Origin of the sequence: Actinophytocola sp., assembly GCF_050699935.1 — a bacterium.
Classification (GTDB): Bacteria; Actinomycetota; Actinomycetes; order Mycobacteriales; family Pseudonocardiaceae; genus Actinophytocola.
Genome location: NZ_JBOHGB010000025.1, coordinates 1 through 22,144, shown reverse-complemented (window position 1 = coordinate 22,144; position 22,144 = coordinate 1). Strand labels below are relative to the sequence as shown.

Sequence of the window (22,144 nt, the reverse complement as noted above, 5' to 3'; positions counted from 1 at the left end):
GGGAGTTCGAGCGGTGACGAAGGACGCACGAGAGCTGTTGGAGGCGGTACGCGAGGAGTTGCGGCCGGGGGAGAGCAAGAACCGCCTGGTGCCGATGATCGAGCGAGGCGAGGCCGCGCGGTCAGTGTTCGGCACGATCGCCGCCGAGGAGACGCACATCGTCCGCAGCGACTGGCGCAGCCTCCACCAGCTGGCGACGCGCGCGGACGAGCTGCTCGCCCGGGAGTTCTTCGGCGGGCTCGCCCAGGGTGAGGGCGTGGCGCTGACCAAGCTGCCCGCGCTCGCCGCCGCGGGCGGGATGGACGAGGGGGACCTGAAGGCATACGAGCCGATGGCCGGCTGCCAGGCGTATCCCGCGTACTTCGCGTGGCTGGCGCTGGGCGGCGAGGCCGCCGACGTGATCGTCGGGGTCGTCGCGAACTTCGGCGCCTGGGGCGACTACTGCGCGCGGATCGCCGCGGCCGCGCGGGAGAAGTACGGTCTCGACGACGAGGCGGTCGCGTTCTTCGACTTCTTCGCGACACCCGTGCCCGGCCAGGAGGAACAGGCGATCGCGGCCATACAGGCGGGGATGGACGCCGGCCGGTCCACCGAGCGCCTGGCATTCCGGTACGGCCGGCTGTTCCAGGCCTACGAGCTGATGTTCTGGAACACCATCGCGGATTGCCAGGATCAAGAGGACTAGGTCGACCAGGACTGGCCGGTACGGGCTGCCTCGGGCAGCTGGGCCAGCGCGCCGAGGCGACCCGCGTCGTGCAGGCGGAGGAACGCGTCCACCACGTCGGGGTCGAACTGGCCGTCACGGCAGCGGAGCAGTTCCTCTCGGGCCTGCTCCTCGGTCCGCGCCACGTGGTACGGCCGGTCGGCGAGCATCGCGGCCCACGAGTCGCACACGGCGACGATCTGCGCCTCGATCCGGATCCGCCCGCCGGAGAGGCCGTCTGGGTAGCCGGCGCCGTCGAAGCGTTCGTGGTGCTGGCGGACCACCACGGCGGTACCGGCGAGTCCGGGCACCGCGCGCAGCATCCGGTAGCCGTCTTCGGGATGGCGGCGTACGAGCTGCCAGTCCTCATCGGACAGTTGGGAGGCCTTGGTCCAGATCTCCTTGGGCACCAGGATCTTGCCGACGTCGTGGAGCTGTCCGGCCAGTGCGGCGTGACGCACGCTGTCGCTGTCCAGGCCGAGCTCGATCGCGGTCAGCTCCGCCCACCTGCCGACCGCGCGGCCGTGCTCCCTGCCGGACAGCCAGCCGTCGACCAGGTCCGCGAGGTGCTGTAGGTAGTCGATCATGCCCGCGGTCCCGGCCGGGTCGCCGTTGGTCAGCGCGTCCGCGGGGCCGACGTCGATCCGGTTGCGCCCGTGGCACTTGGCCGCGTACAGGGCCCGGTCGGCCGCCATCACGAGCTCGTCCGGGCTCCTGCCGTGCAGCGGGAAGGTGGCCGTGCCGACGGAGATCGTGACCTCCACCGACGTCCCGTCGCCGATCACGACCGGGCTGCCGCTGACCTTGCGGCGCAGGCGTTCCGCGATCACCAGCGGGTCGTCGGCCCCGGCGCCGCGAACCAGGACCGCGAACTCCTCGCCGCCGTAGCGCGACAGCACGTCCTCCTGCCGGATCCCATGCCGGAGCCGGGTGGCGATCTCCACCAGCACCCGGTCGCCGCCCGGATGGCCGTACGCGTCGTTGATCGACTTGAAGTGGTCGACGTCCGCGATGAGCACCGCGAGCCGCGAGTCGGACCGGTGAGCGTGCGCCACCTCGGTGGCCAGCCGGGCTTCGAAGTACCGGCGCGTGCGCAGCCGGGTCAGCACGTCGGTGATGGCCAGCCACCGCTGCTGTCCGACGAGCACCGCGAGCCGGGCGATCGTCAGCAGGAACAGCAGCCCGCACGCCACCGCGATCACCGGGATGTCGTGGTAGGCCCCGCGGGAGTGCTCGACGAGGAGCGTCGCCGGAGCGATGAGCGCGGCGGCGCAGAGCGCGACGATGCGCGCCGGCCCCGGCCCGGGATCGACCATCTTCGTCGGCTCGCCGACCCGGCTCATCGTCGGGTGCAGCGCGGCCGCACCCAGCGCCAGGTTGCCGGTCAGCCAGATCGCGTCGAGGAAGTTCCCGGCGGCGTAGGTCCCGCTCAGCTGCTGGAGCACGTAGATGCTGTCGGCGGCCAGGAAGGCCAGCAGGTTCGTCGACAGGAGGAAGAACGCCATCGGGCGACGGCCGGCACCGAGGATGAGTCGCAGGGCCACCGCGAACATCGCGAGATCCATCATCGGGTAGGCCAGCGACGCCACCTTGGCCAGCGTGGGCACCTGTGCCTGTGCGGTCGGGGTCAGGAGGTAGAGCCAGGAGAGCATTCCCGCCACGACGGCCAGCAACGCCGCGTCGAGCAGGCCGGGCAGGTCACGGCCGGGGGTGCGCAGCCGGATCAGCAAGACCAGCCCGGCGACGACCATCGGATAATGCGACAGATAGAACACGTCGGCGAGCGCCGGATAGCTGGTGTCGCCGACGATATAGTGCGTCACGTAGAAACTCGTGTCGGCCGCGGCATAGATCAACTCGCCGAAACCCAACAACAGCCATGGCAGCATGGGTTTGGGCCGGTACCGATAACAGCCGTACATCACCGCGATCGCCGACGACGTGCTGACCATGCTGTATAGGAGCACCCGCGCCAGCGCGGGCGCGTTCATCGCCAATGCGACGTAGTAGGCCACCACGACGAGCAGTCCGAACGCGAGATATGCCGCCCATGCCCACCTGCTCGCCCGCACGGCCGCCCCTGTTCCCTTGTCGCCCGTTTTACCCCGCTTCGACCCTTCGACCTTAGCGACGTCATCAAGCACCCTCGCAGGCGCCTTCTCCGGCGCATTTTCCCGGCCGGTCGGACGCCGAATTTTCCCAGCGGAGCCAGACTCGTAGCATGTGGTCGCGAGGCAAACGAGAGGGGACTCGTTGACGGACGAATCCGGCCGGATCGAGGTGCGCGGCCTCAGCAAGTCCTTCGGGACCGTCAAGGCGGTCGACAACCTGACCTTCTCCGTGCCCGCCGGGACGATCACCGGGTTCCTCGGGCCGAACGGCGCCGGCAAGACCACCACGCTGCGCTGCCTGCTGGGGCTCGTCAGCCCGACGGGCGGCACCACGACCATCGGCGGCCGTGCCTATGCCGACCTGCCGCGCCCGTCGGCCACCGTCGGCGCGATGCTCGAGGCCTCGAGCATCCATCCGGCCCGCAACGGGCGCAACCACCTGCGGATCTACTGTACGGTCAACGGCTTCCCGGAACGCCGCGCGGACGAGGTGCTCGACCTGGTCGGGCTCACCAAGGCCGCCCGGCAGCGGGTCCGCGGATACTCGCAGGGCATGCGCCAGCGGCTGGGGCTCGCCGCCGCGCTTCTCGGCGACCCGCGGGTGCTGATCCTCGACGAGCCGGCCAACGGGCTGGACCCGGAGGGCATCGCGTGGCTGCGCCGGTTTCTGCGCCAGATGGCCGAGGAGGGCCGCACGGTCCTGGTGTCCAGCCACGTGCTGAGCGAGGTCGAGCAGACCGTGGACAACGTAGTGATCATCAACCGGGGCACGCTGGTGCGCCAGGGCAGCATCGCCGAGCTGGCCGAGCACGAGGGGCTGACGGTCCTGGTCCGCGGCCCCGACCTGGACCGGCTGGCCGAGGTCCTGCCGGAGCGGGCGACAGCGGACCGTCAGGACACGACCTTGCGGGTCACCGGCCTGACCACCGAGGAGGTCGGCCACCTCGCCTTCACCGAGCGGATCGAGCTGCACGAGCTGACCACCGAGCGCAGCGACCTGGAGCAGATCTTCTTCGCCCTCACCGGCGAGGCCGGCGGACCGGTGGAGCACTTCGGCCTCGGAGGTGACCGGTGATCCGGCTCGTCGGCGGCGAGGTCCGCAAGCTGTTCACCACCAGGCTCTGGCTGTGGATGGCGCTCGGCGCGATCGCGGTCACCGCGATGTTCATGAGCTTCACCGTCGCGCTCGACGGAGCCGAGGGGAACCCGAGCCCGCCACTGTCCACACCGGAGGGACAACGCAACCTGTTCGGTGTGGCCGGTGCGTCCGGGGTATTCGTGCTGATCCTCGGCATCATCGGGATCACCGGCGAGTTCCGGCACCAGACGGTGACGCCGACGTTCCTCGCCACCCCGCACCGCGGCCGCGTGGTGACCGCGAAGGTCCTCACCTACGCGCTGGCGGGCATCGCCTACGGGCTCGTCGTGGTCGCCTTCGCGATCGCGCTCGCCCTGCCGTGGCTCGCGGCGAAGGACATCGACATCTCCCTGTCCGCCAACGGGATCCCGGGCGCGCTGGGCGGCACGGTCGCCGGCCTCGCGGTCTACGCGGTCCTCGGCGTCGGCGTCGGCGCCCTGGTGCGCAACCAGATCGCCGCGATCGTCGGGTCACTCGTGTACCTGTTCGTCATCGAGGCGTTCGCCGCCTCGCTACCCACGATCCGTGACTACTACAAGTACTTCCCGGGCGGCGCGAACTCGGCACTGACCGGCACGACCCAGCCCGGGACGACGCTGCTGGAGCCCTGGCAGGGCGGCGCGCTGCTGGTGGCCTACGGGGTGGTGTTCGCGTTCGCGGGCAGCTGGCTCGCGGTGCGCCGCGACGTGTCCTGACCGGTCAGCTCGGGGACACCACCTGCCGCAGCAGGGACCGGAACGCCTCACGGTCCACTGTGGACGCTGAGGTGGCGAGCCACGCGCCGACCTCGCGGACGAACTGGTCCGGCACCATCGGCGGGAGCTCCGCCGGTCCTGCGTCATCGGAGTTCCCGACGGTGCTCCCGTCGACGGTGATCTCGCCGCGCCGGCTGGGGTAGAGCAGCAGGACACCGCGCAGCTCCAGATCCGGCAGCAGCGTGCGGTAGGCCGCGATCCAGTCCGCCAGCCTGGCCGAGCCGCCGCGGAACCGGTGGCCGTTGCGCCGCAGGCCACCGGTCTCGTCGAGGTCGTAGTGGCCGGGCAGCCAGAGCTTCGACTCGATCAGCACGAGCCGCCGCCCGCAGAGCACGGCGTGATCGATGTCGGCGAACACGGAGCCCGCCTCGGTTGCCAGCCCGTGGAAGATCCGGACGCCGGGGATGCGGGTCAGGTACCGGTCGAGCAGCTCCGCGGTCAGCCGCTCGGCCACCTCCTCCGGCTCGGTGCCGGGGCTGCCGAACACGGTCCGCGTGCCGAACTCCGCGGTGAACTCCCGCTCGGTCCCGCGGGCCGCGAGATGGCGCCGGGCGAGCAGGACCACCGCGACACCCGAGCCGGCGAGCGCCACCAGCCAGGCGACCAGCACGGGCACGGGCGGGCCGGCGAGCACGAGGACCAGGAGGAGCACGACCCACCCGCCCGCCGCCGCCAGCACCGAGGAGCGGGGTGGCCGGGCCGGCGGGACCAGCACGGTCCGGCCGGCCCCGTGCACGTCGTCCCACCAGGCGATCGTGCCGGTGGAGAGGACGGGCAGCGTGGGGACGTGGTCGTCGTGGACGCGGGTGCGGCGGCGGCGCACCGGTGGCGGGGTTTCGCCGTGCTCGTCGCCGTGCTCGTCGCCACGGTCGTAGTCGTCGCGGCGCTCGGGGTCGGTCAGCGTCTCATACGCCTCGCGCAGCAGCCGGAACGTCCCCGCGGTGCCACCGGCGTCGGGATGCATCACCTTGGCCAGCGACCGGTACGCCGATCTGATCTCGGCAGCTGGGGCGCTCCGGGACACCCCGAGGAGTTCGTAGTAGTCGACCCCGCGCACCAACACCGCCCGTCCTCCGCCTCTTGTGCGGGGAACAGACTATGGCCTCACCAAGATCGACTCCGACACCGGCCGGGCACGGGCGCGCCGCCGGCCCCGGCCCCGCGAAGCCCGGCATGCGGTGACGATCCAGGACGGTACGTATGGCGAACAAAAGTACGGTATTCGCCCAGGTCGGCGGGTCGGCCTCATGATCAGGGTGGTGGTGTGGGCCGAAGTGGCGCTACGGTGATGTTGATACTCCGACGAGGGCTGGAGTAAGCGATGAACGAAGCCGTTCCCCGCGTTTTTCGGGTTCCTCACAGCCGCCGTGACGTGTTACGGGCGGCGGCGGTCGCCGCCATGGCCGCCGGCTTCGGCAGTGCCTGCGCCAGTGAGGAGTCACCCACCACCGACCCCGGCTCGACGGGGGAGGCCCCGCGCACGATCTTCGAGGAGCCGGCGAGCAAGCTGTCCGGCGAGCTGAAGATCCTGCTGTGGAGCCACTTCGTCCCGAGCCACGACACCTGGTTCGACAAGTTCGCTCAGGACTGGGGCGAGCGGGTCGGCGTCCGCGTCGTCGTCGACCACGTCGACCAGGCGCAGATCCCCACCCGCATCGCCGCGGAGGTACAGGCCGGCGAGGGTCACGATCTCATCCAGTACATCGCGACCCTGTCCCAGTACGAGCCGAGCGTGCTCGACATGAAGGACCTCGTCGACGAGGCGAGCTCGCGCTGGGGCGAGCAGCTGGAGCTGTGCGCGAAGTCCAGCTCCAACCCCACCACCGGCAAGTTCTACGCCTACTCGCCCGGCTGGGTGCCCGACCCCGGCAACTTCCGCAGGTCGCTGTGGGAGCCGGTCGGATTCGCCGAGGGACCGTCCAGTTGGGACGATCTGCTCACGGGTGCCGCCGAGATCAAGAGCTCGGAAGGGACCCAGCTCGGCCTCGGCATGTCCCAGGAGATCGACTCCAACATGGTGCTGCGCGCGCTGATGTGGTCCTACGGCGCGTCCGAGCAGGACGAGAACGAGCAGGTCGTGCTCGACTCCCCGGAGACGGTGGCCGCGGTCGAGTACATGACCCAGCTCTACAAGCAGGCCATGACGCCCGAGGTGTTCTCGTGGAACGCCGCGAGCAACAACCAGGGCCTGGTCGCCGGCAAGCTGTCCTACATCGTCAACTCGATCTCGGCGTGGCGGACCGCGCAGGAGTCCAACCCGGATGTCGCCGACGACACCTTCTTCGTGCCGGCCCTGCGCGGGCCGGAGACGGCGCTCGCCGCGCAGCACGTGCTGTACAACTGGATCGTCCCGTCCCACGCCAAGGGAGTGGACGCGGCCAAGGAGTTCCTCCTGCACTACACCGCGAACTTCGCCTCGGCCACCTACCACTCCAAGCTGTACGACTTCTGCGCGTGGTCGGACCGCACGCCGGACCTCGGCGACTGGCTCGGGAAGGACCCGTTCGGCGCCAAGCCGGCCGACAAGCTCGCCTTCCTGGCCGACGCGGTGCCGTGGAGCGCGAACATCGGCCACCCCGGCCCGGCGTCGACGGCGATCGGCGAGGTGTTCAACACGTTCATCATCCCCAACATGTTCGCGCGCGCCGTGCGCGGGGAGGCGTCACCGCAGCAGTCGGTCACCGACGCGACCGGCCAGGTCCAGGCCATCTTCGACAAATGGCGTGCCAGGGGGCTCGTGGGCGGCTGAGCCGAGCTTGCGGAGCGAACATCATTGCTGAGCGGAGCTCGCGGAGCGAGCACCGTTACCGAGGAGTTTTCCGATGGCGGTCGTCGAGGTTCTCGAGCTGACCAAGGATTTCGACGGCGGCAAGGTCCACGCGATCGACGGCGTGAGCCTCGCCGCCGGCGACGGTGAGTACCTGGTGCTGCTCGGCCCGTCGGGGTGCGGCAAGACCACCCTGCTGCGCACCATCGCCGGGCTGGAGGAGCCGACGGCCGGCGACGTGCTGATCGACGACCACGTGGTCACCGGGCTGCCCCCGCGTGCCCGCAAGATCGCCATGGTGTTCCAGAGCTACGCGCTCTATCCACACAAGACGGTGCTGGCCAACATCGTGTTCCCGCTGCGGGCCGTGGGCATGGAGCGGGAGGAGCGGGAGCGCAAGGCACGGTGGGCGGCGACCCTGCTCGGCATCGACAACCTCCTCGACCGCAAGCCCCGCCAGCTGTCCGGCGGCGAGCGTCAGCGGGTGGCGCTCGCCCGGGCGCTGGTGCGCGAGCCGCAGGTGTTCCTCCTCGACGAGCCACTGTCCAACTTGGACGCGAAGCTGCGCGCGTCGGCCCGCGACGAGCTGAAGTCGTTCCAGAGCGAGATCGGCACCACGACGATCTACGTCACCCACGACCAGGTCGAGGCGATGGGGCTCGGCGACCGGATCGCCGTGCTGTCGCAGGGAAAGGTGCGCCAGGTCGGCCCGCCTCGGGAGATCTACGACGAACCGGCGGACACGTTCGTGGCCACGTTCATCGGCTCGCCGCCGATGAACCTCGTGCGGCGCGACGGGCACCTGGTCGGGTTCCGGCCCGAGCACCTGCTGCCGGTGGAGACCGTCCGGGCGGGCGAGCGCACGCCGCTGCCGCTCGCGGTGGACCGGATCGAGTACCTCTCCGGCGACCGGCACGTGTACGGCACGGTGTCCCGCATCGGCGAACAGACCCGCGTGGTCGCGCGGCTTCCGGCCACTGTGGACACGCCGATTGCGGCCGGCGAGACGCACGAGTTCGCCGTGCGCGCGAGCCGGCTGCGGTTCTTCGACGCCGAGGACGGGCTGCGCACCGAGCCGATCCGGTTGGGCGTGTGATGGCGACCGCCACCGAGGAGAAGGTCGAGCCGACACCGGTCAAGGAGCTGGCGCGGCGCACGCTCGCCGACCGGGAGGGCGCGCTCGCCTGGATCTTCCTGCTGCCCAGCGTGGTCTACATCGTCGCGCTGGTGGCCGTCCCGTTCGTACTGGCCATCGGGTTCGCGTTCTCCGACGTGTCCGCCGGCGACCCGACGTTCGACTGGGCCGGGTTCCGCAACTTCGCCCGCGCGTTCGACGACCCGGTGTTCTGGCGCTCGCTGGGGAACACGTTCGTGTTCACCGGCGTCTCGATGGTGTTCATCGTGCTGTTCGGCAAGATCCTCGCGAACATCCTGGTCGCGGACTTCCGCGGCAAGTGGGTCGTGCGGTTCCTGGTGCTGCTGCCCTGGACCACGCCGGTGGCGCTGTCCTCGATCTCGTGGCTGTGGCTGCTCGACTCGATCTACTCGCCGATCGACTGGGTGCTGCGCCAGGTGGGGCTGCTGGACGCGGGCGCGAACATGTACTGGCTCGGCGAGCCGGGGCTCGCGATGTCCTCGGTGATCGCGGTCCACGTATGGCGGCTCGTGCCGCTCGCCGCGGTGATCATGATGGCCGGCCTGGTGGCGATCCCGCGGGACATCGACGAGGCGGCCCGGGTGGACGGTGCGGGCTACTGGCGGCGCATGTTCGAGATCACCATCCCGCTCGTGCTGCCCGTCGTCGCCGTGGCCGCGCTGTTCGGCGCCATCTTCACGTTCACCGACATGGCCGTGGTCCGCATCCTCACCCGCGGCGGGCCGAACGACTCGACCCAGGTGTTGTCCAGCTGGGCGTTCTACCGCGGCATCGACGGTGGTGACGTGGCGGGCGGCGCCGCGGTCGCCCTGTTCCTGTTCCCGCTGCTGCTCGCCGCCGCGGTGGGGATCCTCCGCGTGGTCCGCCGGATCGAGGTGAGCTGATGACGGTCGACGCCACGCGGCTCACCCCGGCACAGGCCGCGGCCCTGCGCCGCCGCTACACCCGCCGGCACGTGGCCGGCCGGATCGGCGTGTACGTCGCCGCGGTGATCGTCTCGGTGCTGTGCGCGGGCCCGTTCCTGTGGAGCGCGATCACCGCGTACAAGCAGAACCGCGACCTGTACAACGCCGACAACAACCCGTTCATCTTCAACCGGCCGGCCACCCCCGACCATGTGACCTACCTGTTCACCGACACGCGGTTCCTCACGTTCGCGTGGAACACCCTGTGGGTCGGCGTGCTCGTCGTGCTGATCACGCTGGCGCTCGCGCTGCCGGCCGCCTACGCGCTGGCCCGGCTGGACCGGCCGTGGTCGGGACCGCTCGGCATCGGGATCTTCCTGGTGTACCTGGTGCCGCCGAGCCTGCTGTTCCTGTCGCTGTCGCGGGTGGTCGTGGGCATCGGGCTGCAGGACTCGACGTGGTCGATGGTGCTCGTGTACCCGACGATCACGGTCCCGGTGTCGGTGTGGCTGCTGATGGGCTTCCTGCGGTCGGTGCCGCGGGACGTCGAGGAACAGGCCATGGTGGACGGCTACAGCCGGCTCGGCGCGTTCCTGCGGGCCGTGGTGCCGCTGGTGTTCCCGGGCGTCGTGGCGGTGGTGGTGTTCGCGTTCACGCTGACCGCGAGCGAGTACATCTACGCGCTCGCGTTCGTCTCGCCGCCGGACCAGATGCCGGTCAGCACGGGCGTGCCCGCGGAGCTGATCCGCGGCGACGTGTTCTTCTGGCAGTCGCTCCAGGCGGCCACCGTCCTCGTCGCGGTGCCGATCGCGTTCGTGTTCAACCTGTTCCTCGACAGGTTCATCGCCGGCTTCACCGCCGGGGCGGTCAAGGGCTGAGCCGCGGCCGGGTGGGTTACCTTGGCGCCCATGAGCGCGACGCGCGAGCAGGGGAGTGAGTGGAGCCGGTGGCGGCGGCCGCGGCCGACCCCGGCGCAGCGGCGGCGAGACGTGTGGCTGGGGCTCGCGGTGGTGGGCGGTTCGGCGCTGGTGACCGTCCTGGTGAACAGCATGGGTGCCTTCGCCTTCGGCGACGCCCCCTCGCTGGGCGAGCAGTTCGGGTGGACCGCGGCGATGGCCGCGCCGCTCGTGGTGCGCACCCGGTTCCCGGTCGCGGTGCTGTGCACGATCGGCGCGCTGTTCATCGCGGGGCAGGTCCGGCATGTCGGCGACAACCTGATGCCGTCGATCGCGCTGTTCCTCGCGATCTATACGGTCGGCGCGTGGGAGCGCAACCGGCCGCTCGCCCGCTGGGCGCGGATCGGCGTCATCGCCACGATGTTCGGCTGGCTCGGCATCAGCCTGGTGCGCGCCCTGTTCTCGCCGCCCCACGCCTTCGAGGACGCGGCCGGACCGCTGGACCCGCTCGTTGCGGCCGTCATCTACCAGATCGGGATCAACGTCCTGTTCTTCCTGTCCGCGTACTTCTTCGGCAACGCGGCCTGGCTGTCCGCACGCCGGCAGGCGGAGCTGGTGGCGCAGGCGGAGGAGCTGCGTCGCTCGCAGGAGCAGAACACGCGCGGCGCGGTCGTCGCCGAGCGGGTGCGCATCGCCCGCGATCTGCACGATGTCGTCGCCCACCACGTGTCGGTCATGGGCGTGCAGGCCGGCGCGGCCCGCCGCGTCCTCGACAAGGACGGCGACGCGGCTCGCGAGGCACTGCGGGCGGTGGAGGACACCGCCCGCGTCGCCATCGGTGAGCTGCGCGGGCTGCTCGGTGTCCTGCGAGCCGAGCCGGACACCGGTGCCACGCCGCCGGACGAGGAGGCCGCCGGGCAGTACCCGTCCTCGCCGGGGCTCGCCGAGCTGTCCGAGCTGGTGTCCACCACGCGAGCGGCCGGGCTCGAGGTCGACCTCGGCGTCTACGGGCAGGCCCGGCCGGTGCCCGACGGGGTCGCGCTGTCGGCCTACCGGGTGGCCCAGGAGGCGTTGACCAACGTCGTCCGGCACGCCGGCGCGCGCAAGGCCGACGTCCGGGTCCGGTACCTGGCCGGCACGCTCGAGGTCGAGGTCACCGACGACGGCCGCGAGCGTCAGCCCGACGGCGGGGCGAACCGCGGGTTCGGCCTGCTCGGCATGCGGGAGCGGGTCGCGGTGCACGGCGGTGAGCTGGAGGCCGGCCCGCGCCGCGACGGCGGCTACCGCGTCCGCGCCGTGCTGCCGACGGGTGGCTCCGAACGGTCCACTTCGGACACCGCGGCGAGCACTGCGCCGAGCACCGCTTCCGACACGGTGGCCGGCGCGGAGATGTCCGCGTCATGACGGCCGGGCCGGCGGGGCGCGGGACGGCCGAGCGGCCGCTGCGCGTGGTGCTCGCGGACGACCAGGAGCTCGTGCGGGCGGGCTTCCGGGTCATCCTCGGGGCGGAGGACGGCATCGAGGTCGTCGGCGAGGCGGAGGACGGGCACGCCGCGGTCGAGCTCGTCGAGCGCCTGCGGCCGGACGTCGTGCTGATGGACGTGCAGATGCCGGGCGTCGACGGGTTGGCGGCCACCCGCCGGATTCTGGGCGCGGTCACGGATGACGACCCGGTCAAGGTCGTCATCCTTACGACGTTCGACCGGGAGGACTACCTGTTCGAGGCGTTGCGGTGTGGTGCGAGCGGGTTCCTGCTGAAGAACGCGTCGCCGGAGGATCTCGTCGAGTCGGTCCGGGTCGTCGCGCGCGGGGACGCGCTGCTGTCGCCAGAGGTCACCCGCAAGGTGGTCGCCAGGTTCTCCACGCCGGCCACGACGCCGCCGGTGTCCCGCCCGCCGGAGCTCACCGACCGGGAGTTCGAGGTGCTGGTGGCGCTCGCCCGCGGCGCGAGCAACGCGGAGATCGCCAGGGAGCTCTATCTCGGCGAGTCGACGGTGAAGACGCACGTGTCGCGTGTCCTGGCCAAGCTCGGCCTGCGCGACCGTACCCACGCAGTGGTGTTCGCCTACGAGAACGGCATCGTGGCGCCGGGCGGTCGCTGACCCGGTCGCCGGGTCGTCCGCGGGGCGGACCACCCGGGTCGGTCGTGAGCCGGACGCGCGGCGGGGCCGCCTGCCCATAGCGTTGCGGCATGTTGACGGTGAGCGGAATCAGCCGGAGCTTCGGCGCGCACCGGGTACTCGACGAGATCTCGTTCGAGGTCCGGCCCGGCCGGATGACCGGCTTCCTCGGGGCGAACGGCTCCGGCAAGACGACCACGATGCGGATCATCCTCGGCGTGCTCGCCGCGCAGGGCGGTGTCGTGACCTGGCGGGGCGAGCCGGTGACCCAGCCGGTGCGTCAGCGCTTCGGCTACATGCCCGAGGAACGCGGCCTCTACCCGAAGATGCGGGTGGCCGAGCAGATCGCCTGGCTCGGCCAGCTGCACGGGCTCTCCCGGGAGCGGGCCCGCGAGGAGACGATGCGCCTGCTCGACCAGCTCGAGCTGGCGGACCGGGCCGACGACAAGCTCGAGACGCTGTCGTTGGGCAACCAGCAGCGCGCCCAGGTGGCCGCCGCGCTCGTGCACGATCCCGACCTGCTGATCCTCGACGAGCCGTTCTCCGGGCTGGACCCGATCGCGGTCGACACCGTGCTCGGCGTGCTGCGGGAACGGGCGGCGGGCGGCGTCCCGGTGTTGTTCTCCAGCCACCAGCTCGCGGTGGTGGAACGGCTCTGCGACGACCTGGTGATCATCTCCGGCGGCCGGATCGCGGCGAGCGGGGGCCGCGACGAGCTGCGCACGAAGCACGGGCCGCCGCGGTTCGAGCTCGTCGTCGACTCCGACGCCGGCTGGCTGCGCGACCACCCGGGCATCCGCGTCGTGGACATCGACGGGCCGCGGGCCGTGTTCGACATCGATGCGCGTACGCAGGACCAGCAGGTGCTGCGCGAGGCGATGCGGCGCGGCGACGTCCGCAGCTTCACGCCCGTGGTGCCCTCGCTCGACACGATCTTCAAGGAGGTCATCTGATGACCGTCACGACTTCACCGCGGCCACGGGTGGCGGCCGAACCGGCGGCCGGTACGCCGTTCTGGGCGGCGACCAGGCTCGTGGCCGAGCGGGAGGTGACGACCTTCCTGCGAATGAAGGGGTTCTGGATCGGCCTGATCGTGATCCTGGTCGGGCTGTTCGCGCTGTCCGTGCTGCCCCCGCTGTTCGGCGGTGACCAGCCGAAGGTGACGACCGTCGGCACGGAGGCGGCGGAGCTCCTCGACGGCGCGGACCTCGACGTCCGGCGGTCGACCGATGTCGACGCGGCGGAGCGGCTGATCCGCGCGGAGGAGGTCGACGCGGCGGTCGTGCCGGACACCACCGGCGAGTCCGCGTCCGGCGTCCGGGTCGTGGCGCTCTCCGACCCGCCCACCGACGTCGTGGCCGCGCTGAGCACGGCGCCGCCGGTGGACCTGCTGGACGCCTCGGAGGTCGGCCAGGACCAGCGGCAGGTCGTGATCATGGTGTTCGCGCTGGTGTTCCTGATGTTCGGCATGGGCGGCACGGCGATAGCGCAGAGCACGGTCACCGAGAAGCAGACCCGCATCGTGGAGATCCTGGTGTCGACGGTGCCGGTGCGTGCGCTGCTCGCCGGGAAGGTCGCGGGCCACACCCTGCTGACCCTGGGGCAGGTCGCGGTGCTCGCCGTGGCGGCACCCGTGGCGTTGCGGCTGGGCGGGCACACGGAGTTGCTCACGGTGGTGGCGCCGGCGCTCGGCTGGTTCGTGCCGTACCTGGTCCTCGGTTTCATGCTGCTCGCGTCGATATGGGCCGTCGCCGGCTCGCTCGTCAGCCGGCAGGAGGACCTCGGCTCCAGCATGGGCGTCGTGGTGATGCTGGTGATGACGCCGTACTTCCTGGTGATGTTCCTGTCCGACAACGCGACGGTGATGACCGTGCTGTCGTACGTGCCGTTCTCGTCGGCGATCGCGATGCCGGTCCGGCTGTTCTCCGGCGAGGCGCAGGTGTGGGAGGCGCTCGTCTCGCTGGGCCTGCTCGCCGGCACGGTCGCGCTCGTGGTCCTGCTGTCGAGCCGGCTGTACTCCGGTTCGCTGCTGCGCACCGGGGGCAAGGTCACGCTGTCGACGGCCTGGCGCCGCGACGACTGACCGGAACGGCGAACGTCCCGCCGAGCCTGGGGGTCCGGCGGGACGCGCGTCGTGTGGAGCGGCTACTTCTCGCCGGGTGGGTCGGTCACGTCGCCGATCACGCCTTCCGCCGCGTCGGTGGCCGAGCCGGTGAGGTCCTCGGCCGCACCGGTCGCGGTGTCGCCCAGGTTGCTCGCGGTGTCACCGAGGTTGGTCGCGGCGTCGGTGACCTCGTCAGCGGACTGCGGCACTTCCGTTCCGGTCAGCTCACTGACCTTGTCGCTCGCGCCCGACATGAGCTCGGCCGCCTTCTCCCTGACGATGTCGAACAGACCCATGAACTCGACCTTCCCAATCCGGCACATACCGTTATAGACCGGACGCTACGGGTAGCCAGACCGCTCGCGCAACCGGGTGCACCCGATCCGCCGGATTCCGTATCAGCGTGTTATGTGGACCTCCGCGGTCTGTTCCGCGGCCGACGAGGGCACCTCGATCACGGGCACCGGCTTGTTGCTGGGGTTTCCGCTGTCCGCCCCGCGGTAGCTGAAGCTCAGCTGGCCGGACGCACCGGGAACCTCGTCCAGGTTGTTGAGGTTCAGCATCTGGTTGAGCACGTCGACGTGGCTCGGCAGGACGTGGCCCGGATGCGAGCGGGAGGACAGCCGCGCCGCCTTCGCCGCGATGAGCAGCGCGTCGTGGGTGGAGATCGCGGCGCCGTCGTCGAGGTGTGCCGTGGGGAACCCGAGCTGACTGTACTGGTCGTAGAACTCCTTGAAGAACGGTGGAGTTCCGGGCGCGCCGCGTACCCAGCCGTGCGGATCGGTCTCGGTCGCGTACACGACGCTGAGGTTCTTCTCGGCCAGCTCCGCCTCCTTCGACCGGAGGTCCAGCGCCCCGAAGTCGGCACCCGCCGCCAGCACGGTCATCGGTGAGTCCGGGCAGACCCGGTTGTGCAGCGAGTCCAGGAACCCGCCGAAGTCGACGACCCGGCCGGCGAAGAGCACCACCTCGGGCTTCACGGCGCACAGGTTCGTCGTGATGTTGGTGAACAGGTCGGGGCTCGCCCCGGTTCGACCGGACTTTCCCACGAAGCTCTGCGCGGGATACTCCTGTTTGAACTCCAGTCCCTTGTCGAAGTCGTCGCGCAGCGACCGGGTGAACAGGTCCGAACCGGATCCCGTTCCGGGGTCGGGGCTGGCGTCGGAGTTCGAGTCGTAGACCATCAATGCCGAGTCCAGGTTGGGATGGTGGCGCAGGTACGTGCGCAGGGCCGCGACGTACTCGGTATTGGGGGGCGACGCCCGGACGAAGCCCCGGATGGCGCCGTAGTTGAGCTGGTCGGCGGTGGCGATCGCGCTGACCATCGGGATGCCGTGCCGCGCCAGATGCTTGGCCGCCTGTTCGGTCTGCACCGTGGAAAGCCGCAGTCCGATCACGGCCACCAGCGGGTCGGGGTCGTCCACCATGCCTTCCAGCTGCTCGACGACCGGCTGCCACTGCAGTTGGTGGCTGCCCCAGTTGGCCAGCACCAGCTTGACCAGTGGACGCTGGTCGCCGACCGCCGCGGTGTGGTTGATGCGGTACTGCGCGGTGTACGCGCCCTCCAGCTCGTTGCGCACCTGCTCGACGGTCACGGCCGAGGTGTCGGTCACCGTCAGCGGGTCGGCCAGTGCCACGGTCACCGTCTGGCCCGAGCCGCTCACCCGGCGGTTCTCCTCGGCGATCTTGGCCTGGATGTCGGCGAAGGACTCGTGGAACACGAAGCTGCCGTCCGTGACCCCGACGCACTGACCGTCGATGCGACGCACCCCGGAGTCATCGCTGCCGCAGCTGTCGTCCGGCCACAACACGACGGCCACCCCCGTGGCGATGACGGCGACCACGACGCCCAGCGCGACCTTGCCGCGGTGCCGGCGCAGCCGAACGCGAAGCCGGCGCCAGAAGCCCTGCGGATCGGGCGGCTCCGGCCAGTCGTCCTCTTGGCCGAACACATCATGGTCGTCGGACACGGAACCTCCTCAGCTCCACAGTTCAGCTTGCTGGCGGTGGTGGTTGGCTTCGGTGAGCAGTGGCCCGGGGTCTCCTTCGGCGAGTCCGGCGACGAAGTCGTAGTCGGCGGCGATCTGGAGGTGCAGGGCGCGTCGCCGGTTGGAGATGAACGGGTCGTAAGCGATCCAGCGGGCGACGATCAGGCGGGTCAGTCGTTGGGAGCGCCGGTCGAGGGTGGCGCGGAGTTGGTCCATCGGGGACGCGGCGGAGTCGGTGGTGGGGCGGCGGGGCACGGTGGTGATCGAACGCAGGAGCTGGACCCAGTCCGCCGAGTCGTGGGTCAGCCGCAGGCGTAAGCCCTCGCTGGCAGTGGCGATGTCGCCGCCAGCCATGGCGTAGTGCAGGACGCCTTCCACGTCGCGGTCCTGGTAGCAGCGGGTGCGGAACCAGTCGTTGACCTTGGTCCAGTTCGCCGCCTCGTCGTCGGCCCGCGTGGCGAGCTCGCGTAGCAGCAGGCGGCGCAGGACGGTGGGGCCGGCGCCACCCGAGGCGGGCCAGAGCACGGGGGCGATCTCGCGGTAGCTGTTGACGCCGCCGGTGAGCAGGTCGCCGCGGGCGGCGAGCAGGCGGGCGTGCTGCTCGGTGCGGGCGGCCGCGCAGGTGACCAGGTCCTCGTAGGTGTCCTCGGTGAACTCGCCGAGCAACCGCTGCCGCAGCCGCTCGCCCAGCGGTGGGCGGTCCGGGTCGCGACCGGGTTCGGGGAGGTCGAGCAGCCGGGTCAGGGTGTCGCCGTGCTCCAGCGGATGCTCGCGCATCGCGTCCACCAGCAGCGCGGTCGAGGCCGGATGACCGCCGATGAGGCCGTACACCATGGACGTCACCTGGTGGTTGGCGATCGACTGGGCGTTGGCGTCGGGGTTGGGCGGGAGTGCCGACACCAGCACGCCGGTCTCGCGTTCGCTCAGGTCACGCAGGACGTACCGGCACCACCGGGTGGGCTCGTCGTTGCCGTCGGCGGAGAGCGGGTCGTCGATCTCGGCACCGGCGTACTCGACCACCTCGTGCCGGGGAACGTCCGTGAGCAACTCGCCCCGGCTGGTGGCGACCGTCGTCATAGGATCGGCGGAATCCATTCCCCGGACCTGCCTGCCTTTGCGGGCCTCGACCAAGCCGTTGACGAAATCCTGGCCGAGTGGCGTGTCGGCGTTGTCGAGTAATACGACACAGTTGAGCGTCATCTCGAATGCGTGCTTCGATTTCTGGAAATCGTGCCGCAGGTCGGCGAGAAAGGCGTCCCAGAGCAGTTCGTTGACCTGGCGGGTGAGCCCGTCCTGGGTCCAGCTGTTGAGCTCCACGAGGGCGTCGAGCGGATTCCTCCGTAAGCCCCGGTCCTGGTGGGCATACCAGTCGGGAGACAATGCCCGCGCGTGCCGGATCCAGCGCAGCATCCCTTCGATCCCCAGCCTGGCGGCAGCCTGGAACGCGGCGCTGTTCGGCGTGAGCAGTGGGGCGAGCGCGCCGGCCGTGTCCAGGAGAATCGGCCGGATGGCGTCGATGTCGACGTGCGCGGAGAGCAGCCGCTGGACCTCCGCGCGTGCCTTCTGGCGGCTGTCCGGCAACTCGGCTCCCATGATCAACCTACCGATCGCCAGCCGGGGGAACTCCAGCGAGCCGTACCGCTCACAGGTGTTTCCGAGCTGGAATGCGATCGCGGACAATACTTCGGGGACCGTCGCAGCCCGGCTTTGTTCGAAGTCGATTCTCGCGAACGGGACGCGCTGGTCGAGCCGGCGGGATAACGCGTCGACGACGGCCGTTTTTCCGCAGCCCCGAGCCCCTTCGAGGAGCAGTACCGGGTGACGCAGACTGCGCGTCACACCGCGGTGCGGTTGGCGCGCCATCAGTTGTTGCACGAGTTGAACTACTCGCCGATGCCCCAGTGTCTGGTCGCCCTGCTCCACAGCTCCAGTTGTAGTCGATCAGCGACCGCGCCCGCCGATCTTCGACCAAAACGGTGGCAAATGGTCACATTCGCTCACCAGCGTGGCGGCAGGCGGATCAGGGCTCGAAGCGGTAGCCCATTCCGGGTTCGGTGATGAAGTAGCGCGGGCGGGACGGGTTGGGCTCGAGCTTGCGGCGCAGCTGCGCGAGGTAGACCCGCAGGTAATGGGTGTGGTCGGCGTAGTGCGGTCCCCACACGTCGAGCAGCAGCTGCTTCTGGGTGACCAGCTTGCCGCGGTTGCGGACGAGCAGCTCGACGATGCCCCACTCGGTCGGGGTCAGGTGCACCTCGGACCCGGCCCGGCGCACCTTGGTGGCCGCGAGGTCGATCGTGAAGTCCGTGGTCTCGATCACCGCTTCGTCGGCCGGCACAGACGTCGAGGACCGGCGCAGCGCGGCCCGCAGTCGGGCGAGCAGCTCGTCCATGCCGAACGGCTTGGTCACGTAGTCGTCGGCGCCGGCGTCGAGCGCGCGGACCTTGTCGGCCGAGTCGACGCGGGCCGACAGCACGATGATCGGCACGGAGGTCCAGCCGCGCAGCCCCTCGACCACCTCGGTGCCGTCGATGTCGGGGAGGCCGAGGTCGAGCACCACCACGTCCGGCTTGCCCGATGCGGCCAGGCGCAGCGCGGTCCGCCCGTCCGGCGCGGTGAGCACCTTGTACCCGCGCGCGCTGAAGTTGATCCGCAACGTCCGCACGATCGGGGGCTCGTCGTCGACGACCAGAACTGTGGTCATGGCATGGGGTTCGCAGTTCTCTCGATCCTGTTACCCGCGTCGTCGGTGATCCGCCGCGCGGGCAGGGAGATCACGATCGTGAGCCCGCCGCCGGGTGTCTGCTCCGCGCGGATCGTGCCGCCCATGGCCTCGGTGAATCCCTTCGCGACGGACAGGCCCAACCCGGTGCCCGCCGTGGTGTCCCGGTCGCCGCGCCGCTGAAACGGCGTGAAGATCGAGTCGATCGCCTTCTTCGGCACGCCCTTGCCGTGGTCCACGATCCTCAGCTCAACCTGGTCAGCATATGCGCTCGCCCGGATGGCGACACCGGGCTCGTCGTCCGGTATGGACACTGCGGGTGTGCCGTGCCGCAGGGCGTTGCCGGCCACGTTCGCGACGACCCGCTCCAGCAGGCCCGGATCAGCCAGCACCAGCGGCAGGCGCTCGTCCACGTCGACCGCGATGCCGGACCGTCCGTCCAGTCCGGACATCGCCCGGGCCACGATCTCGTCATAGCCGACCGGTCGGATGCGGGGGCGGACCGCGCCGGCCGTGAGGCGGGAGGAGTCGAGCAGGTTGCCGATCAACCCGGTCAGCCGGTCGATCGACTCCTCCAGCGTGGCGAGCAGCTCGTCCTGGTCGCTGGCGGACAGCGTGAGGTCCGGCGCCCGCAGGCTGCCGATCGCGGCCTTCATGGACGTCAGCGGCGTGCGCAGGTCGTGCCCGACCGCCGACAGCAGCGCCGTGCGCAGCTTCGTGGCATCGGCCTCGCGGCGCGCACTGTCGGCCTCGGCGGCCATTCGCTGCTGCCGCAGGGCGAGCAACGCCTGCCGGGCCGCGGCCTCGAGCACCGCGCGGTCGGCGGCCGGCAGCGCGCGGCCCCGCAGGGCAAGGTGCGTCTCGGAGTTCATCGGAATGTCCACATCGGCCTCATCCGGCGCGCCGCACGGTGGCGTCCCCACACACGCCGCGCGGTGCCATTCCCCATCCCGCTTCTCCAGCACCGCCACGGACGACATGCCGAAATTCTCCCGCACCTTCTCCAGCAACCGCGGCAGCGGCTCGGGGTCGACCAGCACGATGCGGGCGTAGGAGCCGAGCAGCGAGGCCTCGGTGCGGGCACGGGCGGCCTGCTCGGAGCGCCTGGCCGCGCGGTCCACCACCAGCGCCACGAGCGTCGCGACGACCACCATGGCCACCAGCGTGATCACGTTCTCGCGGTCGGCGATGAGCAGCGTGTGCAGCGGCTCGGTGAAGAAGAAGTCGAACATCCCCGCGCACATCGCGGCCGCCAGCAGCGCCGGCCACAACCCGCCCAGCAGCGCCACCAGCACGATGGTCAGGAGGTAGGCCACCACGTCGGTGGTCGTGCTCAGCTGGTCGCGAAGCGCCACGCACACCCAGGTGGCGAGCGCCGGCCCGAGGACCGCCGCGAGCAACCCGAGCACCCGCCGCGAGGAGGGGAGTGGGCTGTGTCCCAGCCGGATGCGCCAGCCCCGGCCGGCCTCCTCGTGGGTCACCATGTGCACGTCGATCGGGCCGGATGCCTGCACCACGGCCGAGCCGATGCCCTCGTCGAACAGCCGCGCCAGCCGGGACCGGCGCGACGTGCCCAGGACCAGCTGGGTGGCGTTGGCGCCGCGGGCGAAGTCCAGCAGCGCGGTCGGCACGTCGTCGCCGACCACGGTGTGGAACGTCGCGCCGAGGTCCTCGGCGAGCCGGCGCGCACCCGCGATCGCCTGCGGTGCCGTCCCGGCGAGGCCGTCCCCGCGAAGCACGCTGAGCACCATCAGCTCCGCACCCGCCCGAGCCGCGATCCGGCTGGCCCGGCGGACCAGGGTCTCGCTCTCCGGTCCGCCGGTGATCGCCACGACGACCCGCTCGCGCGCCTCCCACGTGTCGGTGATCCGCTTCGCCGACCGGTAGCGCCGCAGCGTCTCGTCCACCTGGTCGGCGACCCAGAGCAGGGCCAGCTCACGCAGGGCGGTGAGGTTTCCCGGCCGGAAGTAGTTGGACAGGGTCGCGTCGATCGTGCGGGCGGGGTAGACGTTGCCGTGCGCCAGCCGCCGCCGCAGCGCCTCCGGGGTGATGTCGACCAGCTCGGTCTGCTCCGCCCGGCGCACGACCTCGTCGGGCACGGTCTCCTGCTGGCGGACCCCGGTGATGCGCTCGACCACGTCATTGAGGCTCTCCAGGTGCTGCACGTTGACCGTCGACAGCACGTCGATCCCGGCGTCGAGCAGCTCCGCCACGTCCTGCCACCGTTTGGCGTTGCGCGAGCCGGGCACGTTGGTGTGCGCGAGCTCGTCGACCAGCGCGACCTCTGGCCGGCGGGCCAGGATCGCGTCGACGTCCATCTCCGTGACGTCGCGCTCCTGGTGGGTCAGCCGCCGGCGGGGCAGGACCTCGAGGCCGTCGAGGAGCCGGGCGGTCCTGGCGCGGTCGTGCGTCTCCACGAGCCCCACCACGACGTCCGTGCCCCGCTCGAGTCTGCGGTGCGCCTCGCCGAGCATCGCGTACGTCTTGCCCACCCCCGGCGCCGCACCGAGGTAGATCCGCAGCTCACCCCTGCGGACCTCGCCACGCTCCCCGTTCCCGGCGACGGGTTCGGCCGCCGTCCGCGCGTGCTCCGTGCTCATGGGTTCAGTGTGCGTCACCCGCGTGTGCCAGGGCGGCCCGCGTGTCCGCTGCCGCGGCTGCGTGGTGCTCGCGGTAGGCGCGCGCGACCTCGCCCAGGAACGCGGTGTCGCTGTCGAGGTCGCCGCCGCCCGTGACGGGGACGGCGGGCGTGGCCGGCGGGCTGCCCGACGCACGTGAGCGG

The 22,144-nt window shown here is 70.9% G+C and carries 18 protein-coding genes; 11 read left to right on the top strand and 7 right to left on the bottom strand.

What is annotated here, in order from left to right; all coding sequences use genetic code 11:
• Positions 1–13 precede the first annotated feature (13 nt).
• Positions 14–685, top strand: coding sequence for a transcriptional regulator (locus ACRDTB_RS11560; protein ID WP_431430089.1), 672 nt, complete (start codon positions 14–16; stop codon positions 683–685).
• On the opposite strand, the gene ACRDTB_RS11555 is transcribed toward ACRDTB_RS11560, so the two are convergent.
• On the bottom strand, positions 682–2,775 hold the full coding sequence (locus tag ACRDTB_RS11555) for a diguanylate cyclase (RefSeq protein ID WP_431430088.1): 2,094 nt from the start codon (positions 2,773–2,775) through the stop codon (positions 682–684). The two genes, ACRDTB_RS11560 and ACRDTB_RS11555, sit on opposite strands and share 4 nt — an antisense overlap.
• Positions 2,776–2,956: 181 nt before the next feature.
• On the opposite strand from ACRDTB_RS11555, the gene ACRDTB_RS11550 reads away from it, so the two are divergent.
• Both ACRDTB_RS11550 and ACRDTB_RS11545 read left to right on the top strand, forming a co-directional pair.
• Positions 2,957–3,889, top strand: a complete 933-nt coding sequence (locus ACRDTB_RS11550; protein WP_431430087.1) for an ABC transporter ATP-binding protein — start codon at positions 2,957–2,959, stop codon at positions 3,887–3,889.
• Positions 3,886–4,647, top strand: coding sequence for a hypothetical protein (locus tag ACRDTB_RS11545; protein ID WP_431430086.1), 762 nt, complete (start codon positions 3,886–3,888; stop codon positions 4,645–4,647). Before ACRDTB_RS11550 ends, ACRDTB_RS11545 begins: the two co-directional genes overlap by 4 nt.
• Positions 4,648–4,651: 4 nt before the next feature.
• Here ACRDTB_RS11545 and ACRDTB_RS11540 read toward each other — a convergent pair whose 3' ends face one another.
• Positions 4,652–5,770: a J domain-containing protein gene (locus tag ACRDTB_RS11540; RefSeq protein WP_431430085.1), complete on the bottom strand. Its 1,119-nt coding sequence runs from the start codon at positions 5,768–5,770 to the stop codon at positions 4,652–4,654.
• A 309-nt stretch (positions 5,771–6,079) separates the two neighbouring features.
• On the opposite strand from ACRDTB_RS11540, the gene ACRDTB_RS11535 reads away from it, so the two are divergent.
• The 8 genes from ACRDTB_RS11535 (at position 6,080) to ACRDTB_RS11500 (ending at position 14,634) form a co-directional block, all read left to right on the top strand.
• Complete coding sequence (locus tag ACRDTB_RS11535; protein WP_431430084.1) at positions 6,080–7,456, top strand: ABC transporter substrate-binding protein; 1,377 nt, start codon at positions 6,080–6,082, stop codon at positions 7,454–7,456.
• Between the two features lie 73 nt (positions 7,457–7,529).
• Entirely contained in the window at positions 7,530–8,570 is a 1,041-nt protein-coding gene (locus tag ACRDTB_RS11530) for an ABC transporter ATP-binding protein (protein ID WP_431430083.1), read from the top strand.
• Complete coding sequence (locus ACRDTB_RS11525) at positions 8,570–9,514, top strand: carbohydrate ABC transporter permease (protein ID WP_431430142.1); 945 nt, start codon at positions 8,570–8,572, stop codon at positions 9,512–9,514. The genes ACRDTB_RS11530 and ACRDTB_RS11525 overlap by 1 nt, the downstream gene beginning before the upstream one ends.
• Positions 9,514–10,413 carry a carbohydrate ABC transporter permease gene (locus ACRDTB_RS11520; protein ID WP_431430082.1) on the top strand — a complete coding sequence of 300 codons (900 nt, stop codon included), beginning with the start codon at positions 9,514–9,516 and terminating at the stop codon, positions 10,411–10,413. Before ACRDTB_RS11525 ends, ACRDTB_RS11520 begins: the two co-directional genes overlap by 1 nt.
• Positions 10,414–10,443: 30 nt before the next feature.
• Complete coding sequence (locus ACRDTB_RS11515; RefSeq protein WP_431430081.1) at positions 10,444–11,835, top strand: sensor histidine kinase; 1,392 nt, start codon at positions 10,444–10,446, stop codon at positions 11,833–11,835.
• A complete protein-coding gene (locus ACRDTB_RS11510) occupies positions 11,832–12,533 on the top strand; it encodes a response regulator (protein WP_431430080.1) in 702 nt (233 codons plus the stop codon). Before ACRDTB_RS11515 ends, ACRDTB_RS11510 begins: the two co-directional genes overlap by 4 nt.
• 89 nt (positions 12,534–12,622) lie before the next feature.
• Positions 12,623–13,504 (top strand): ABC transporter ATP-binding protein, encoded by an 882-nt coding sequence (locus ACRDTB_RS11505; RefSeq protein WP_431430079.1) that lies wholly within the window; start codon positions 12,623–12,625, stop codon positions 13,502–13,504.
• Positions 13,504–14,634: an ABC transporter permease gene (locus tag ACRDTB_RS11500; RefSeq protein WP_431430078.1), complete on the top strand. Its 1,131-nt coding sequence runs from the start codon at positions 13,504–13,506 to the stop codon at positions 14,632–14,634. Before ACRDTB_RS11505 ends, ACRDTB_RS11500 begins: the two co-directional genes overlap by 1 nt.
• 62 nt (positions 14,635–14,696) lie before the next feature.
• On the opposite strand, the gene ACRDTB_RS11495 is transcribed toward ACRDTB_RS11500, so the two are convergent.
• From ACRDTB_RS11495 to ACRDTB_RS11475, 5 genes are all read right to left on the bottom strand, one after another.
• The gene (locus ACRDTB_RS11495) at positions 14,697–14,951 is read right to left on the bottom strand and encodes a hypothetical protein (protein ID WP_431430077.1); all 255 of its coding nucleotides are present in this window, start codon (positions 14,949–14,951) and stop codon (positions 14,697–14,699) included.
• Between the two features lie 102 nt (positions 14,952–15,053).
• A complete protein-coding gene (locus ACRDTB_RS11490; RefSeq protein ID WP_431430076.1) occupies positions 15,054–16,625 on the bottom strand; it encodes an ABC transporter substrate-binding protein in 1,572 nt (523 codons plus the stop codon).
• Between the two features lie 9 nt (positions 16,626–16,634).
• A complete protein-coding gene (locus ACRDTB_RS11485; RefSeq protein ID WP_431430074.1) occupies positions 16,635–18,323 on the bottom strand; it encodes a hypothetical protein in 1,689 nt (562 codons plus the stop codon).
• 340 nt (positions 18,324–18,663) lie between these two features.
• A complete protein-coding gene (locus ACRDTB_RS11480) occupies positions 18,664–19,344 on the bottom strand; it encodes a response regulator (RefSeq protein WP_431430073.1) in 681 nt (226 codons plus the stop codon).
• Positions 19,341–21,962 (bottom strand): DUF4118 domain-containing protein, encoded by a 2,622-nt coding sequence (locus ACRDTB_RS11475; protein WP_431430072.1) that lies wholly within the window; start codon positions 21,960–21,962, stop codon positions 19,341–19,343. Before ACRDTB_RS11475 ends, ACRDTB_RS11480 begins: the two co-directional genes overlap by 4 nt.
• Between the last annotated feature and the right edge of the window lie 182 nt (positions 21,963–22,144).

What these genes read in the sequence shown, in the direction of transcription:
- ACRDTB_RS11515 (WP_431430081.1), top strand. Translation starts at nt 10,444, where the DNA reads ATGAGCGCGACGCGCGAGCAGGGGAGTGAGTGGAGCCGGTGGCGGCGG.
- ACRDTB_RS11500 (WP_431430078.1), top strand. Translation starts at nt 13,504, where the DNA reads ATGACCGTCACGACTTCACCGCGGCCACGGGTGGCGGCCGAACCGGCG.
- ACRDTB_RS11530 (WP_431430083.1), top strand. Translation starts at nt 7,530, where the DNA reads ATGGCGGTCGTCGAGGTTCTCGAGCTGACCAAGGATTTCGACGGCGGC.
- ACRDTB_RS11495 (WP_431430077.1), bottom strand. Translation starts at nt 14,951, where the DNA reads ATGGGTCTGTTCGACATCGTCAGGGAGAAGGCGGCCGAGCTCATGTCG.
- ACRDTB_RS11525 (WP_431430142.1), top strand. Translation starts at nt 8,570, where the DNA reads ATGGCGACCGCCACCGAGGAGAAGGTCGAGCCGACACCGGTCAAGGAG.
- ACRDTB_RS11480 (WP_431430073.1), bottom strand. Translation starts at nt 19,344, where the DNA reads ATGACCACAGTTCTGGTCGTCGACGACGAGCCCCCGATCGTGCGGACG.
- ACRDTB_RS11520 (WP_431430082.1), top strand. Translation starts at nt 9,514, where the DNA reads ATGACGGTCGACGCCACGCGGCTCACCCCGGCACAGGCCGCGGCCCTG.
- ACRDTB_RS11510 (WP_431430080.1), top strand. Translation starts at nt 11,832, where the DNA reads ATGACGGCCGGGCCGGCGGGGCGCGGGACGGCCGAGCGGCCGCTGCGC.
- ACRDTB_RS11505 (WP_431430079.1), top strand. Translation starts at nt 12,623, where the DNA reads ATGTTGACGGTGAGCGGAATCAGCCGGAGCTTCGGCGCGCACCGGGTA.
- ACRDTB_RS11475 (WP_431430072.1), bottom strand. Translation starts at nt 21,962, where the DNA reads ATGAGCACGGAGCACGCGCGGACGGCGGCCGAACCCGTCGCCGGGAAC.